The following is a 16,576-nucleotide window of genomic DNA, read 5'->3' on the forward strand; positions in this document are numbered from 1 at the left end:
CCTACTCGTCGTCGTCGTCGTCGCGCAATGCCGCGTTGACCAGAGCGTCGAGGTCCATGTCAGCGATGTCTTCTTCGGTGGTCAAAGCGGAGGCCTGCGCGGCGCCCTCGGCCTCGCTTGCCAACGCGAGCAGCAGCTCCAACACGCCGGCCTGGCGAAGGCGCTTGACCGGAATCGACCCCACGACACGCTGGATCTCGGCTTCGCCCGGTGCGGCGGCCACCGCGGGCTGGTCCGACGAGCCGACCAATTCTCGATACATGTAGCCGGCCAGCGCGGCGGAGTTCGGGTAGTCGAAGATGAGCGTCGGCGACAGCGCCAGTCCGGTAGCGGCTTTGAGCCGGTTGCGCATCTCGACGGCGGTCAGCGAATCGAAGCCGAGTTCCTGGAACGCCCGGTCCGGGTGGATCGCCTCCGGGCTGGCACTGCCCAGCACCGTGGCGATGTTGGCGCGCACCAAGTCCAGCAGGATGGCCTGTTGCTCGTCCTCGGGTAACCCTTCGAGGCGTTGCAGCAGAGCGGATTTCGACTTGGCTGCGGCCAACGAGTCGTCGACCTGGCGACGCGTCGGCGCGTTGATCAGATCCACGAACATCGGCGGCAGCGTGCCCCCGTCGAACTTGACCCGCAACGCCGCGAGGTCGATGTGGGCGGGCAGCATGAATGGCTCGTCGACGATCAACGCGGTGTCCATCAGATCCAGCGCTTGGTCCGAGGACATGGCGATGATCCCGTCCCGGCCGAACCGGGCGCGGTCGGCGGCGCCCAACCCACCGGTCATGGCGCTGGCCTGATCCCACAGACCCCAGCCCAGTGAGATCGCGGGCAGCCCGTGCGCCCGGCGATGCGCGGCCAACCCGTCCAGGAACGAGTTGCCGGCCGCGTAGTTGGCCTGACCCGACGCACCCGCGAGCCCGGCGATCGACGAGAACATCACGAACGCCGACACGTCCAGCTCGCGGGTCAATTCGTGCAGGTTCCACGCCGCATCGACCTTGGACCGCAACACGGATTCGATCCGGTCGGGCGTCAGCGACGTCACCACCGCGTCGTGCAGGACCCCGGCGGCATGGATCACCCCGGTCAGCGGATGCTGCATCGGGATTTCGGCGATCACCTTGGCCAGGGCCTCGCGATCGGCGGCATCGCAGGCCACCGCCTCCACGTGCGCACCGGTCGCGCTGAGTTCGGCGACCAGCTCGGCGGCACCCGGTGCGTCCAGGCCGCGGCGGCTGACCAACACCAGATTCCGTGCGCTGTGGCGGGATACGACGTGACGCGCGACCGCCGAACCGGCCATGCCGGTGGCGCCGGTGATCAACACCGTGCCGGCCGTCCAGGCATCGGGCATGGTCATCACGACCTTGCCGACGTGGCGGGCCTGGCTCAGATATCGCAGCGCGGCGGGGGCGCGCCGCACGTCGAACCTGGTGACCGGCAACGGCCGCAGCACGTCTTCGCCGAACATGGCGGCAAGCCCGTCGAGCATCTGCGCGATCCGATCCGGTCCGGCTTCGAACAGGTCGAAGGCGCGATAGCGCACGCCGGCGTGGTCCCGGGCCACGACCTCGGGGTCGCGGATATCGGTCTTGCCCATCTCCAGGAAGACCCCGCCGGGGGCCATCAGGCGCAGGGAAGCATCGACGAAATCACCGGACAGCGAGTCGAGGACGATATCCATCCCAGCCATGCCGGTGACCGTCCGGAACTTGTCCTCGAACTCGAGACTGCGCGAGTCGGCGATGTGATCGTCGTCAAAGCCCATGTCCCGCAGGGTGTCCCACTTACCGCGGCTGGCGGTCGCGAACACTTCCAGACCGATGTGTCGGGCCAGCTGAACCGCGGCCATCCCGACCCCACCGGCCGCGGCGTGCACCAGCACCCGCTGACCGGGCTTGGCGCCGGCCAGGTCCACCAGCGCGTAGTTCGCCGTGGCGAACACCACCGACGCCGTCGCGGCGGCGGTGTGTGACCATCCGTCCGGCACCTTGACGAGCAGGCGCTGGTCGGTCTTGGCAATGGTTCCGGTGCCGTCCGGGAACAGCCCCATCACGCGGTCGCCGACCGCGAAACGCCCGTCCGGCGAGACGGTTTCGATCACCACCCCGGACGCCTCGATGCCCATGATCGCCTCGGGGTCGGGATAGAGCCCCAACGCGATCATGACGTCACGGAAGTTGGCCGCGATGGCCGACAGCGCAACCCGGACCTGACCGGGCCCCAACGGCGCGTCGGCGTCGGGAATGCGCTCTATCCGCAGATTCTCGATGGTGCCGTAGCTGCTCATGCCGAGTCGCCACGGTCCGTCGTCGGGGGGCAGCAACAGACCGCCGACGGCGCGGCTGCCGAGCACCCGCGCGGTGTAGACCGTCCCCTTGCGCAGTATCGCCTGCGGCTCGCTGAGCGCCAGGATCGCTGCGATCGCGTCGGAATCCAGGGGCGCATCCGTGTCGACGAGCACGATTCGGCCGGGGTGCTCGGTCTGCGCCGACCGCACCAACCCCCAGACCGCCGCACCGGCCAGATCGGTCACGTCCTCGCCCGGCAGCGTCATCGCGCCCCGCGTCGCTACCACCAGGGTTCCGGCGCCGTCGCGGGACAACCACGACTGCAGCACGGGCAGCACCGCTCGCGTCGCCGCGTACACCTCGGTGATCACATCGCCGGAGACCGGCTGCGATTCGAACAGCACCGCCGATCGCTCGGCCTCGGCATTGTCCAATTCCGGTGCACCCCAGGCGGACAGCGATACCGGTTGCACCGCCGCTGACGGCTGCGCGGACCAGACGAGCTCGAAGAGCCGGTCCGGTCCCGAATTCGAGACGGCGGCCAGCAGTTGCTTGTCGGTGACCGGGCGGGCGACCATCGATGCCACCGAGAGCACCGGCAGCCCCAGCCCGTCGGCCAACTCGATCGACACGGTGGAGGGGCTGACCGGCACGATCCGTGCGCGCACGGCCCCCGCCCCCGCGGCGTGCAACGACACCTGTTGCCAGGAGAATGGGACCAGCATCGAGCCTTTGGGCAGTTCGTCGCTGTCGGACGCCAACATCACCGCGTGCAATGCCGCGTCGAGCATCGCCGGGTGGACGCCGAACCCGGCGGGCGAAACCCCGGCATCGGTGGGAAGCGATACCTCGGCGAAGACTTCGTCACCGCGGCGCCACATCGACGTCAGGCCGCGGAAGGCCGGCCCGTACGCGTAGCCACGCTCGGCCAGTTGCTCGTACCCGTCGCCGACATCCACCGGGACCGCACCCACCGGCGGCCACGCCGACAGGTCTGCGCTCGGCTGCACCGACCCCGCCCGCAGCACGCCTTCGGCATGCAGCGACCAGCCCGAGCCCGCTTGGGCCCGGGAAAACACCGACACCGCACGGGCACCCGAATCATCAGGGCCGCCGACCACGACCTGAACGGCGACCGACCCACCGGCCGGCAAGACCAGCGGGGCCGCCAGATTCAGCTCGTCGACCACTCCGCAGCCCACCTCGTCGCCGGCGCGGATCGCCAGCTCGACAAAGCCCGCGCCCGGGAACAGCACCACTCCGCCGACCGCGTGGTCGGCCAACCAGCCCTGCGTGCCGGACGACAGCCGGCCGGTCAGCACCACTCCGCCCGAGGGCGGCAGTTCCACTACCGCGCCCAACAGCGCGTGCTCACTGGCGGCCAGGCCCAGGCCTGCGGCGTCGGCCGGGGCGCCGTCGGCGGCAAGCCAAAAGCGCCGCCGGTCAAAGGCATACGTGGGCAGCTCGACGAGATTGGCGTCGCCCAGGGCGCCGCGCCAGTCCACATCCATCCCGGCGACGTATCCCTGTGCGACGGCGTCAACCAGGGCGACGGGTTCCGGGCGGTCCTTGCGCAGCGCGGACATGGTGGTCACCGAGGCTGCCATCGGGTCGGAAGCCAGTGTCTCCTCGATCGATGCCGTCAGCCCGCTGCCCGGCCCGACTTCGAGGAATCGGGTTGCGCCGGCCGAGTGGACGAAACGCACGCTGTCGGCGAATCGCACCGCCTCGCGCACGTGTCGCTTCCAGTACGCCGCCGACGCGAAGTCGTCACCGGCCAGCTGTCCGGTCACGTTGGACACGATCGGAATGCTGGGCTTGCCGAGGGCCAGTCCCGCCGCGACGGTTCCGAATTCGTCGATCATCGGGTCCATCAGCGGCGAGTGGAAGGCGTGCGACACGGCGAGCCGGTGCACACGGTGGCCGTCGGTGCGGAGGCGGTCCGCGAGGGCGATCACCGCGTCTTCGGCGCCCGAAATCACCACCGAGGTGGGTCCGTTGACCGCGGCGATGCCCACGCCGGCTTGATCGGAGGACGTCAGCAGCGGCCGCACCTCGTCCTCGGTGGCCTGCACCGCGACCATCGCGCCGCCCTCAGGCAGCGCCTGCATGAATCGGCCGCGGGCCGCCACCAGCACGGCGGCGTTCTCCAGGGACAGCACGCCGGCGACGTGCGCGGCCGTCAGCTCCCCGATCGAGTGGCCCATGACGAAGTCGGGCCGCACACCCCAGGATTCGAGCAGCCGGAACAACGCGACTTCCACCGCGAACAGCGCGGGTTGTGCGAATTCGGTGCTGTTCAACAGGCTTTCGTCGTGCCCCCAGATCACCTCGCGCAGCGGGCGAAGCAGGTGCCGATCCAGTTCGGCCACGACGGTGTTGAACGCCTCGGCGAAGACCGGATAGCCGGCGTGCAATCCCATTCCCATGCCCAGTATCTGGGAGCCCTGGCCCGGGAATACGAAGACCGTCTTGCCACCGGTCGCCGTGCCGCGAATGACCGAACCGGCCAGGTCGTCGCCGGCGAGCTCGTCCAGTCCCGCCAGCAGCCGGTCGCGGTCGCTGCCGACGATGACGGCCCGGTGCTCGAAGGCCGACCGGCCCGCCAGCGACCATCCCACATCGGCGATGTCCAACTTCGGGTGGGCGCGCAGGTGGGCCGCCAGCCGCGCGGCCTGAGAGTTCAACGCCGACAGCGATTTCGCCGAGACCGGCCACGGAACCACCGGCGCCTTCGGACCGTCTACGGCGCGCGCCGGCTCGGCAGGCACCGCCTCGACGATGACGTGCGCGTTGGTGCCGCTGATGCCGAAGGACGACACACCCGCCCGGCGCGGACGGTTGCCGGGCCACGCCCGCGCCTCGGTCAGCAACGACACCGAACCGGTCGACCAGTCCACGTGTGGGCTGGGTTCGTCGACATGCAATGTCGCGGGCAACATCTCGTGGCGCATCGCCAGGACCATCTTGATCACGCCGGCCACCCCCGCGGCGGCCTGCGTGTGACCCATGTTCGACTTGATCGACCCCAACCAGAGCGGTTCGTCGCGGTCCTGGCCGTAGGTCGCCAGCAGGGCCTGCGCCTCGATCGGGTCACCCAATGTGGTTCCGGTGCCGTGCCCTTCGACGACGTCGACCTCCGCCGGCGTCAATCCGGCGCTGGCCAACGCGGCCCGCACCACTCGCTGCTGCGAGGGGCCGTTGGGCGCGGTCAGCCCGTTGGAGGCGCCGTCCTGATTGATCGCCGAGCCGCGCACCATGGCCAGCACCGGATGTCCGAGACGCTGGGCGTCGGACAGGCGCTCCACCACGAGCATGCCGCCGCCCTCGGAGAATCCGGTGCCGTCGGCCGCGCCGGCGTAGGCCTTACACCGGCCGTCCTCGGACAACCCGCGCATGCGGCTGAATTCGACGAAGATGTCCGGGGTGGCGTTGACGGTGACGCCGCCGGCCAGGGCCAGGTCGCACTCGCCCGAGCGCAGCGACTGCGCGGCCATGTGCAACGCCACCAGTGACGACGAGCATGCTGTGTCCACCGACACCGCGGGGCCTTCCAGGCCCAGCACGTAGGACACCCGGCCCGACGCCACGCTCGAGGACTGGCCGGTCAGCCGGAAGCCCTCCGCGGTCGGGGCGGCGCCCATGCCGTAGCCCTGCGTGTACACCCCGGCGAACATTCCGGTGGCGCTGCCGCGCAGCTTGCCGGGCTCGATTCCCGCTCGCTCCAACGCTTCCCAGGACAGCTCGAGGAACATGCGCTGCTGCGGGTCCATGGACAGCGCCTCGCTGGGGGCGATGCCGAAGAAGGCCGGGTCGAAGTCCGCGACCCCGTCGACGAAGCCGCCGGTGCGGGTGTAGCAGGTGCCCGGAACATCGGGGTCCGGGTTGTACACGCCGGCCAGGTCCCAGCCGCGATCGGTCGGGAATTCAGACAGCACGTCGCGGCCCTCGGTCAGCATGTCCCACAGGTCGTCCGGGGAATTCACGCCACCCGGATAGCGGCACGCCATGCCCACTATGACGATCGGATCGTCGTCGGTGGCGCGCGCGACCGGGGCATGCTTGATCTCTTGCGGGACCCCGGCGAGTTGGGTGCGGATATAGCCGGCCAGGCCGTTGGGCGTCGGGTAATCGAAGATCAGGGTGGGCGAAAGCGCCAGTCCGGTAGCGGTTTTGAGTCGGTTGCGCATTTCGACCGCGGTCAGCGAGTCGAATCCCAACTCCTGGAACGCCTTGTCGGGGTCGATCGCCTCGGCGGTGGTGTTGCCCAGCACCGTCGCGATGTGCGAGCGCACCAGATCGAGTAGAACGGCGTGCTGCTCGGCCTCGGACAGCCCGTCCAGGCGATGCGCAAGCGCCGATTTCGATTTCGCGGCGGCCAGCGAGTCGTCGACCCGGCGGCGCGTCGGGGCATTGACCAGATCGGTGAACATCGGCGGCACGGCGACCGCGTGGGCCCGCAGCGCGCCGAGATCGATGCGGGCTGGCGCCAGGAACGGCTCGTCGAGGATCAATGCGGTGTCGAAGAGTTCCATGGCCTCGTCGGAGGACAGCGCCAAGATCCCGTCGCGACCCAACCGGGCGAGGTCGGCGGCGTCCAGTCCGCCGGTCATGGCGCTGGCCTGATCCCACAGGCCCCAGGCCAGCGATATCGCCGGTAACCCGTGCGCCCGTCGGTGCGCGGCCAACCCGTCCAGGAACGAGTTGGCCGCCCCGTAGTTGCCCTGGCCCGACGAGCCGACCAGTCCGGCCATCGACGAAAACATCACGAAGGCGGACAGATTCAGGTCGCGGGTCAACTCGTGCAGATTCCAGGCCGCGTCGACCTTGGCCCGCAACACTGCGTCGACACGGTCGGGGGTCAGCGACGTGACTATCGCGTCGTCCAGCACGCCGGTCGCGTGGATCACGCCCGACAGCGGCCGCTGCGCCGAAATGTCGTCGATAACCTGCGCCAGCGCCCCCCGGTCGGCCGCGTCGCACGCGACAACCCGCGCCCGGGCACCCGCGGTGTGCAGTTCGGCGATCAACTCGGCTGCCCCGGGCGCGTCCGGACCGCGCCGGCTCAGCAGCACCAAGTCCTCGACGCCGTGGTGTGCCACCAGGTGGCGGGCCAACGTCGAGCCCGCCATGCCGGTTCCGCCGGTGATGAGCACGGTGCCGGCACCAAGCCCGGCGCCTGGCCCAGAAGGCAAAGTCATGACGACCTTGCCGATGTGGCGGGCCTGGCTCAAGTATCGCAGCGCCGTGCGGGCGCGTCGCACGTCAAAGGTCGTGACCGGCAACGGCTCCAGCACTCCGGCGTCGAACAGCCCGGCAAGCTCCTGCATCCACTGATGCATCCGGGGACGGCCGGGCTCGAACAGGTCGAAGGCGCGGTAGCGGACACCCGGGTACTCCTGGGCGACCTTGCCCGGGTCGCGGATGTCCGTCTTGCCCATCTCCAGGAACACCCCGCCGGGTGCGACGAGCCGCAGTGAGGCATCGACGAATTCGCCGGCCAGCGAGTCCAGCACCACGTCCATGCCGCGGCCGCCGGTGACCGCCCGGAACTTCTCCTCGAACTCCAGGCTGCGCGAATCCGAGATGTGATCGTCGTCAAAGCCCATGGCCCGCAACGTGTCCCACTTGCCACGACTGGCGGTCGCGAACACCTCCAGACCCAGATGCCTGCCCAGCTGAACCGCGGCCATCCCGACACCGCCGGCCGCCGCGTGCACCAGTACCCGCTGCCCCGGCTTGACGTCGGCCAGGTGGATGAACGCCATGTAGGCGGTGGTGAACACCGCCGAGATACCGGCGGCCTCGGCGTAGGACCAGTGGGCGGGCTTGTGCTGCAGCAGGCGCACGTCGCCGGGCACCAGGGTGCCGCTGCCGTCGGGGAAGAAGCCGTACACCGAATCGCCGACCGCAAAATCGGTGACCCCTGGCCCGACTTCGACCACCACGCCGGCGCCTTCGCCACCGAGCAGGGCGTCGTGGGTGAACATGCCCAGCGTGATCATGATGTCGCGGAAGTTGGTGGCGATGGCGCGCAGGGCCACCCGAACCTGGCCGGGCTCCAGCGCGGCGCCGGCGTTGGGAACCGGCTCCAATTGCAGGTTTTCGAACGTCCCCGCGCTGCTGATCCCGAGCCGCCAGGGTCCGTCCGCGGGAGGCGTCATGATCCCGTCGACCGCGCGGCTGCCGTGCACCCGCGCGATGTAGGCCGTGCCGTCGCGCAGCAACACCGCGGGCTCACCAACCGCCAGGACGGTCGCTATCGCGCTATCGTCAAGCGCCGCATCGGAATCCACCAGCACGATCCGGCCGGGATGCTCGGTCTGCGCCGACCGCACCAACCCCCATACCGCCGCACCGGCCAGATCGGGGACGTCCTCCCCCGCCAATGCCATCGCACCCCGGGTCGCGACGATCAATACCCCGGCGTCGCGATCGGTCAGCCACGACTGCACGGCGGCCAGCGCCCGATGCGTGCGCTCATACGATTCCGAGACCGGATCTTCGCCGGCCGCAACGGATTCGAACACCTCGTGTGCGGGCGGCTCGGCGCCGGCGGCCGACTTCACGGCGGGCGACCACGCCAGCTCGAACAACCGGTCCGGACCGGAGGCCGACACCGCCGCGCGCAGCTGCCGCTCGCTCACCGGGCGCGCGACCATCGCCCGCACAGACAGCACCGGCAATCCGAGCCCATCGGCCAGCTCGATCGAGACCGCCCTGGAGGCGGTAGACGCGGCCTCCGATGCCGGCGCGATGCGTGCACGTACCGCGGACGCGCCCGCGGCATGCAACGACACGCCCTGCCACGAGAACGGCAGCACCACTTCGTCGGTCTGACCGGTGATGTGGTGACTGACGACCAAGGCGTGCATCGCCGCATCAAGCAGCGCCGGGTGGACGCCGAAACCGTTGACGCCGCCGGCGGCGTCGGGCAGCCGCACCTCGGCGAACACCTCGTCGTCGCGCACCCACGTCGCGGTCAGGCCCTGGAATGCCGGGCCGTACCCGTAGCCACGCGCGGCCAACTGCTCGTAGCCGTCGGCCGCGTCCACCTTGACGGCGCCCGCCGGTGGCCATGCCGACAGATCCGCGCCCGGCTCGACGGCGCCGGTGCTCAGCGTTCCTTCGGCGTGGCACACCCAGCCGGAGCCGGTGTCGGGGCGGGAGAAGATCGACACCTCGCGCCGGCCGGATTCTTCGGCCGGGCCGACCACCACCTGCACGGCAACCGATGCCGCGCCGGAATCCTTGGCCGGCAACATCAACGGCGCCTGCAGTGTCAGCTCGTCGACCGTCGAGCAACCGACCTCGTCGCCGGCGCGAATCGCCAACTCCACGAAGCCGGACCCAGGGAACACGACCGTGCCGGACACGGCATGATCGGCCAGCCAGCCCTGCAGGCTCGGCGACAGGCGGCCCGTCAGCACCACCCCGCCCGAGGCGGGCAGCTCGACGACCGCGCTCAGCAGCGGGTGCTCGCTGTTGCCGAGGCCCAGGCCCGAGGCGTCGGCCACGATGCCCTCCCCGGACAGCCAAAACCGGCGCCGGTCGAAGGCGTACGTCGGCAGCTCGACGAAGCCGGCGCCGTCCAGCGCGCCGCGCCAGCTCAGGCTCACTCCCGCGACGAACGCGGTGGCGGCCGAGGTCAGGAACCTGTCGAGACCGCCGTCGGCGCGGCCCAGGGTGGGGATGACCGTGACTTCAGCGGCCTCGGCGCCACTGCTGACATGGTCGTTGGCGGTGTCCTCGATGCCCGCGACCAGCGCCGGATGCGGGCTGGATTCGATGAACGTCCGGTATCCGTGCTCGGAGGCGCTGCGCACCGCCTGGTCGAACTGCACGGTCTGCCGGATGTTGCGATACCAGTAGTCGGCGTCCAATCCGGCTGTGTCCAAACGGTTTCCGGTCACCGTGGAGAAGAATGCGATGCGTGAGGAGCGCGGTTCGATGCCGGAAAGCACCTCCGCGAGGTCGGCGCGGATCGCCTCGACCTCAACAGAGTGCGAGGCATAATCCACGTCGATCCGCCGGGTCCGCAGCTCGAGGTCCGCGCAGAAGCCGACGAGCTCGTCGAGCGCGGCCCCCTCACCCGACACCACGACGGCCGACCGGCCGTTGACCGCGGCGATGCTGACTCGATTGCCATAGGGCGCCAACAACTCCCGGGCCCGCTCGGTGCTGCATGCGATGGACAGCATCCCGCCGGGGCCGGCCAGTGCCGTCAGCAGCTTGCTGCGCAACGTGACCACTCGGGCCGCGTCCTGCAGCGACAGCGCCCCGGCGACGTAGGCGGCGGCGATCTCGCCCTGCGAATGCCCGATCACCGCGTCCGGGTTCACCCCGACCGATTTCCACAGTTCGGCCAGCGACACCATCACCGCGAAGAGCACCGGCTGCACGACGTCGACGCGGTCCAGTCCCGGAGCGTCGGGCGCGCCGCACAGCACGCCGGTCAGCGACCAGTCGACGAATTCTCCGAAGGCCTCTTCGCATTCCCGGATCTGTTGGGCGAATACCGGTGCGGTATCCAGCAATTCGAGTGCCATGCCCGGCCATTGGGAGCCCTGGCCGGGGAAGACGAACACGGTCTTGCCCGCCGGCGTCGCGGTGCCCCGAATGACCGATCCGGTGGGGTCATCGTCGGCCAGTTCGTCGAGCCCGGCCAGCAGCCGGTCGCGGTCACCGCCGACAACGACCGCGCGGTGCTCGAACGTGGCGCGGCCCGCCAATGACCAGCCGATGTCGGCGATGTCCAGGTCACTGTGCGCGCGCACGTATTCGGCCAGCCGCGCCGCCTGCGCCGCCAACGCCGACGGCGATTTCGCCGACACCGCCCACGGGACCACCGGCCGCACCGGTCCGGCCTCCCGTGCCGGCGCCGCCGGCACAGCCTCGACGATGACGTGCGCGTTCGTGCCGCTGATGCCGAACGACGACACGCCCGCGCGGCGCGGCCGCTCGGCGTTCCACGGTTGCGCCTCGGTCAGCAGCGACACCGAGCCCGCCGACCAGTCCACGTGCGGACTCGGCGCGTCCACGTGCAGCGTCGCCGGCAGCGTCTCGTGACGCATCGCCTGCACCATCTTGATGACGCCGGCCACGCCGGCCGCGGCCTGCGTGTGGCCCATGTTCGACTTGATCGAGCCCAACCACAGCGGCTCGCTGCGGTCCTGGCCGTAGGTGGCCAGCAGCGCCTGCGCTTCGATGGGGTCACCCAGGGTGGTTCCGGTGCCGTGGCCCTCGACGACGTCGACGTCGGCCGTGGACAACCCGGCATTGGCCAGCGCCGCACGCACCACCCGCTGCTGCGAAGGACCGTTGGGCGCGGTCAGCCCGTTGGAGGCGCCGTCCTGATTGACCGCCGAGCCGCGGACCACGGCCAGCACCGGGTGCCCCAGCCGCTGCGCATCCGACAGGCGTTCCACGACCAGGATGGCCCCACCCTCGGACCAGCCCACGCCGTCGGCCGCGCCCGCGTAGGCCTTGCAACGTCCGTCCGGCGCCAACCCGCGGTGCCGGCTGAACTCCACGAAGACCGTCGGCGTCGCGTTGACCGTCGCGCCGCCGGCCAGGGCCAGGTCGCACTCCCCGGTGCGCAGCGACTGCACGGCCATGTGCAAGGCCACCAGCGACGACGAACACGCCGTATCCACCGACACCGCGGGGCCCTCGAGGCCCAGCACGTAGGACACCCGCCCCGAGGCCACGCTCGAGGTCATGCCGGTCAGCCGGTAACCCTCGATCTCCTCGGCGAGCATGCCGTAGCCCTGAACGATCAGACCGGCGAACACGCCGGTGGCGCTGCCGCGCAACCCGCTGGGGTCAATTCCCGCCCGCTCCAACGCTTCCCACGACAGTTCGAGCAGCATCCGATGCTGGGGATCCATCGCGAGCGCCTCGCTCGGCGCGATGCCGAAGAAGGCCGGATCGAAGTCCGCGACGCCGTCGACGAAGCCACCGGTGTTCACGTAGCACTTGTGCCGCGCGTCGGGGTCGGGGTCGTAGAGGCTCGCGACGTCCCAGCCACGGTCGGCGGGAAACTCCGAGATGACGTCGCGGCCGTCGGCGACCATTTGCCAGAGGGCCTCCGGGCTGTCGACGCCACCCGGGAAGCGGCACGACATACCGACGATCGCGATCGGCTCGTTGGACCGTTCCAGCAGCGCCCGGTTGGTGCGCTTCAGGCGCTCAACCTGGACCAGCGCTTTGCGCAGCGCTTCGGTCGCATGCTGGAGTTGATCAACCATCACAAACCTCGCCTAACCCTCACCTAACGACGTTCGGCCGTCTTTCACCGCCGGATGCGATTCTCGCCGAGTGACGGACTTTGCTGCACGAGGCGACGCCGTTTCCCGTTCGACCAGCGTCGTGCCGCTCTCCGACCCAAGAATATTGCTGGTGAGTATGGCCAACTCCGACTGGATTTCAAAACGTCCGCTGCTCCCGGCTGCTACGGGAGAACCGGCATGGACCGCTGCGCAGCGCCGCGCAAAGAAGATGTGAGGCCGGATGCCCGGTGTGCCCTCTGGACAGCGGTGCGCTGTAGACATGGCCCGACGTCCATGGCGCGACTGTACCCGGCTGACCATAGCCGGTGGTCAGGCGCATGCCGCGGGGGTTCGGTGCAGCGCCGCGTCCCGCCCGGTGCGGTGCGGTGGGGACGACGCGGTCACACACCCGCTCGGCGCCAGCCGTCGGCGGCCCTGGCGGCTTGGATCAGCGCGTCGCATAACTGGCGCAGCTCGGTGGCTCCGGCGCCTTCGTCGACCGCCGTGGCGACGTCCTCGGCCGCACACCGCACCTGGTAGACGCGGTCCGACAGGTCGGCCGCTTCGTCGGCCGACAGCACCACCGCGTCCTCGGGTACCGCCGCCGCGCCGTTCCGGTTCAGCGAGGCCCGTTGCTCGTACGCGCGCTGGCGGCACGACTGCCGGCAGTACTGGCGCCGACGGCCCATTCCCGCATCGGTAACGTCTCGACCGCACCAGCGACAGGGTTGCGGGCGGGTACGGCGGCTCACGCCTGCCGACTTTAGTCGGGTTTTTCCGGCGATCCCGGTATCATTGAGGGTCGCGTCGCGTATGCCGGTCCGGGCCGGGAACTGCGCAGATCGCCGCAGCGTTTGCTAGATGAAGAGTTTGCACTGGATGCAGTAAGGGAGCCCGAGAGCTCCGAGAAGACCTGAAGGAGTAGCAGCCATGGCTGATCGCGTACTGAGAGGCAGTCGCCTCGGGGCCGTGAGCTACGAGACTGACCGCAACCACGACCTTGCGCCGCGTCAGCTCGCGAAGTACCGGACCGAGAACGGCGAGGAGTTCGAGGTTCCCTTCGCCGACGACGCCGAGATCCCCGGCACCTGGCTGTGCCGCAACGGCCTGGAAGGCACCCTGATCGAGGGCGACCTGCCCGAGCCGAAGAAGGTGAAGCCGCCGCGGACGCACTGGGACATGCTGCTGGAGCGTCGCTCGGTCGAGGAGCTCGAAGAGTTGCTCAAGGAGCGCCTCGAGATCATCAAGACCCGCCGCCGGGGCTGACCCACGCGGTAGGCCTTAGCCCTGGTCAGGTGCGGTTGTCGGCCCTGGTGGCCCGGGCACCCGACCGCCGGCCCTGAACGCCCCAGCGGGTGACTTTGACCAGCGCTTCGCGGATGTTGGATCCGCTCATCTTGGACACTCCGAGTTCGCGCTCGGTGAACGTGATCGGCACCTCGGCGATGGTGAACCCGTTACAGATCGTGCGCCAGGTCAGATCGATCTGGAAGCAGTAGCCCTTGGAGTCGACGCCGTCGAGTTCGATCGCTTCGAGCACCTCGCGGCGGTAGGCGCGGTAGCCGGCGGTGATGTCGTGCACGCCGATGCCGAGCGCCAGCCGGGCGTAGGTGTTCGCCGTCCAGGACAGCGCCCAGCGCCGCCACGGCCAGTTGCGCACCGTCCCGCCCTCGACGTAGCGCGACCCGATCGCCAGGTCGGCGCCGGCGTCGACGGCGTCCAGCAGGCGGTGCAGCTGCTCGGGCGCGTGGCTGCCGTCGGCGTCCATTTCTACCAGGACCGAGTAGTCACGGCTCAACCCCCACGCGAAACCCGCCAGGTACGCAGCGCCCAGGCCGTCCTTGGCGGTGCGGTGCATGACGTGCGTGCGGCCGGCGTCGGCCGCGGCCAGCTCGTCGGCGAGCTGGCCGGTGCCGTCGGGGCTGCTGTCGTCCACCACGAGCAGATGCACGTGCGGGCACGCCTCTTTGAGCCGCCGGTGGATGACCGGAAGGTTCTCCAGCTCGTTGTAGGTGGGGATGATCACCAAGACGCGCTGGCTGGGACGATTGCCTGGGACTTGGGGCGCCGGCTGGCCGGTGGTCATGTAGCTCCTCTGTGTCGCCCGAAATCGATGCAGTGTCGGCCGTCCTGGTCGGACGGAGGGTGGTCAGTCGCCGTCGTCTGCCGGCGTACGGTCCCGGGAGTCGGGCGCAGTGTCGTCAGTCGTGCTCGCCGGGCGGGGGTCTGCCCGGGGTTGCACCGGCCCCTTCCGACTGGCGTGTGGACCGCAGACGTACCGAACGCGGGAACCATCTATTGTGCCGTATCCCGACCAGAATCACCGCTCCGGCCGCCAGGACCATGACCCACTGCACAAGCTGCCCCCACTGCGTCGCCGGTGTCAGCCTGGTCTTGAGCCGCAACTGCATGTCCAGATAGGCGGGCTGGAAGAAGTCGGTCCGGGCCAACTCGCCGCCGTCGGGGGCCACCACGGCGCTGATCCCTGTGGTGCCGGCGACCACCACGTACCGGTCGTGCTCGACGGCCCGGACCTTGGCGAACGCCAGCTGCTGCTCACTCATCCTCTTGTTGAAGGTGGCGTTGTTGGCCGGCACGGCCAGCAGCTGGGCACCGCCGAGCACCGCCTGTCGCGGCACCCGGTCGAAGATCACTTCCCAGCAGGTGGCGACGCCGAGCGGCACCCCCGCGATGTGCACCACCCCTGAGCCCTGGCGGGGCACGAAGCTTCCGGCGCGGCCCGCGTAGCCGGACAGATGCTTGAACAGCCACGGCATCGGCAGATACTCGCCGAACGGCTGCACGATTTCCTTGTCGTGGCGGTCGGCCGGACCGGTGGCCGGATTCCACACGATCATGGTGTTGGTGTAGTTCGGATCCTGCGGCGAGCGTCCCGGCACCTCGAGCACGCTGCCGATCAGGATCGGGGCGCCGATCGCCGCCGCGGCCTGCGAGATCTCCAGGGCGGCGTCGTGGTTGATCAGCGGGTCGATGTCCGACGAGTCTTCCGGCCAGATCACGAACTGCGGTTGCGGGGCTGCCCCGGAGCGCACGTCCTCGGCCAGCCGCAGAGTTTCCTGGACGTGGTTGTCCAGCACCGCGCGCCGCTGTTCGTTGAACTCGAAGCCCAGCCGCGGCACGTTGCCCTGGACGGCCGCGACGGTGACCGCCGGCTCGCCGCCCGACCCGGCACCGGCGTGGCGCACCTGCGGCCAGACGATGAGCGACGCGAACAGCACCAGGCAGATGCAGACGCCGGGCAGCACCACCGCGGGCGGCGCCTGGTCGGGGTGCGCGGCATCCGCGGCGCCGCTGTCGCCGGCCGCCGGGTGACCCGAGTGCCACCACTTCACGATCTCCAGCGCGATGGCCGTCGCGCTGAACGCCACCAGCATGATCGCCATGGACAGCAGCGCCACGCCGCCGAGCTGGACCAGCGGCAGGAACGGACCGTGCGTCTGACCGAATGCCACCGAACCCCAGGGGAAGCCGCCGAACGGGAGGATCGACTTGAGCCACTCCTGGGCCGCCCAGATCAGCGCGAACCAGATGGGCCAGCCGGGCAGCCGGCGCACGGTGACGGCGCACAGGCCGAAGAGGGCGGGAAACAGCGCGCAGACGGTCGCCAGCGCGATCCACGGGATGGGACCGACCAGTAGCCCGACCCACGGCAGCAGCGGCAGGTAGAACGCCAGCCCGAACAGGAACGCGTAACCCATGCCGCCCGCAGGCGTGGTCGCGGGGTGCGTCAACACCCACGCCAGCAACGCCGCGGCCACCACGGCACCCCACCACCAATTGAGCGACGGGAAACTGGCGCACAGCAGCAGGCCGCCCATCACGACGCAGCTCAGCCGGGTCAGGCGGGGCAGCATCGCGGCCTGGGCGGCGGGCAGCCGCGCGATCACCGCGGCCACCAGTCCGGTTACCGCGCCGCGCGCCGCGGTCCCCAGCCGACCACCCGGACTCGCGCCGCCCGGCGCGTGCCCCCCGGTCGATCCCGGTTCCGCGACGTCC

The 16,576-nt window shown here is 70.1% G+C and carries 3 protein-coding genes and 1 pseudogene; 1 reads left to right on the forward strand and 3 read right to left on the reverse strand.

The window, feature by feature from the left end:
- Position 1: 1 nt before the first annotated feature.
- Positions 2-12,538 carry a type I polyketide synthase gene (locus ACZYVJ_RS03370; protein WP_463829729.1) on the reverse strand — a complete coding sequence of 4,179 codons (12,537 nt, stop codon included), beginning with the start codon at positions 12,536-12,538 and terminating at the stop codon, positions 2-4.
- Between the two features lie 422 nt (positions 12,539-12,960).
- Complete coding sequence (locus ACZYVJ_RS03375; protein WP_463829730.1) at positions 12,961-13,311, reverse strand: hypothetical protein; 351 nt, start codon at positions 13,309-13,311, stop codon at positions 12,961-12,963.
- Between the two features lie 178 nt (positions 13,312-13,489).
- Between ACZYVJ_RS03375 and ACZYVJ_RS03380 the strand changes: the two genes are divergently transcribed.
- The gene (locus ACZYVJ_RS03380; protein WP_007770897.1) at positions 13,490-13,825 is read left to right on the forward strand and encodes an RNA polymerase-binding protein RbpA; all 336 of its coding nucleotides are present in this window, start codon (positions 13,490-13,492) and stop codon (positions 13,823-13,825) included.
- A gap of 25 nt (positions 13,826-13,850) precedes the next feature.
- Here ACZYVJ_RS03380 and lnt read toward each other — a convergent pair.
- A pseudogene (gene lnt, locus ACZYVJ_RS03385) lies at positions 13,851-16,434 on the reverse strand (apolipoprotein N-acyltransferase).
- Between the last annotated feature and the right edge of the window lie 142 nt (positions 16,435-16,576).

It is taken from the genome of Mycobacterium sp. IDUB_3, from assembly GCF_055419585.1.

Bases quoted from the DNA above. Each gene is read 5' to 3' on its own strand.
- ACZYVJ_RS03370 (WP_463829729.1), bottom strand. From the start codon at position 12,538: ATGGTTGATCAACTCCAGCATGCGACCGAAGCGCTGCGCAAAGCGCTG.
- ACZYVJ_RS03380 (WP_007770897.1), top strand. From the start codon at position 13,490: ATGGCTGATCGCGTACTGAGAGGCAGTCGCCTCGGGGCCGTGAGCTAC.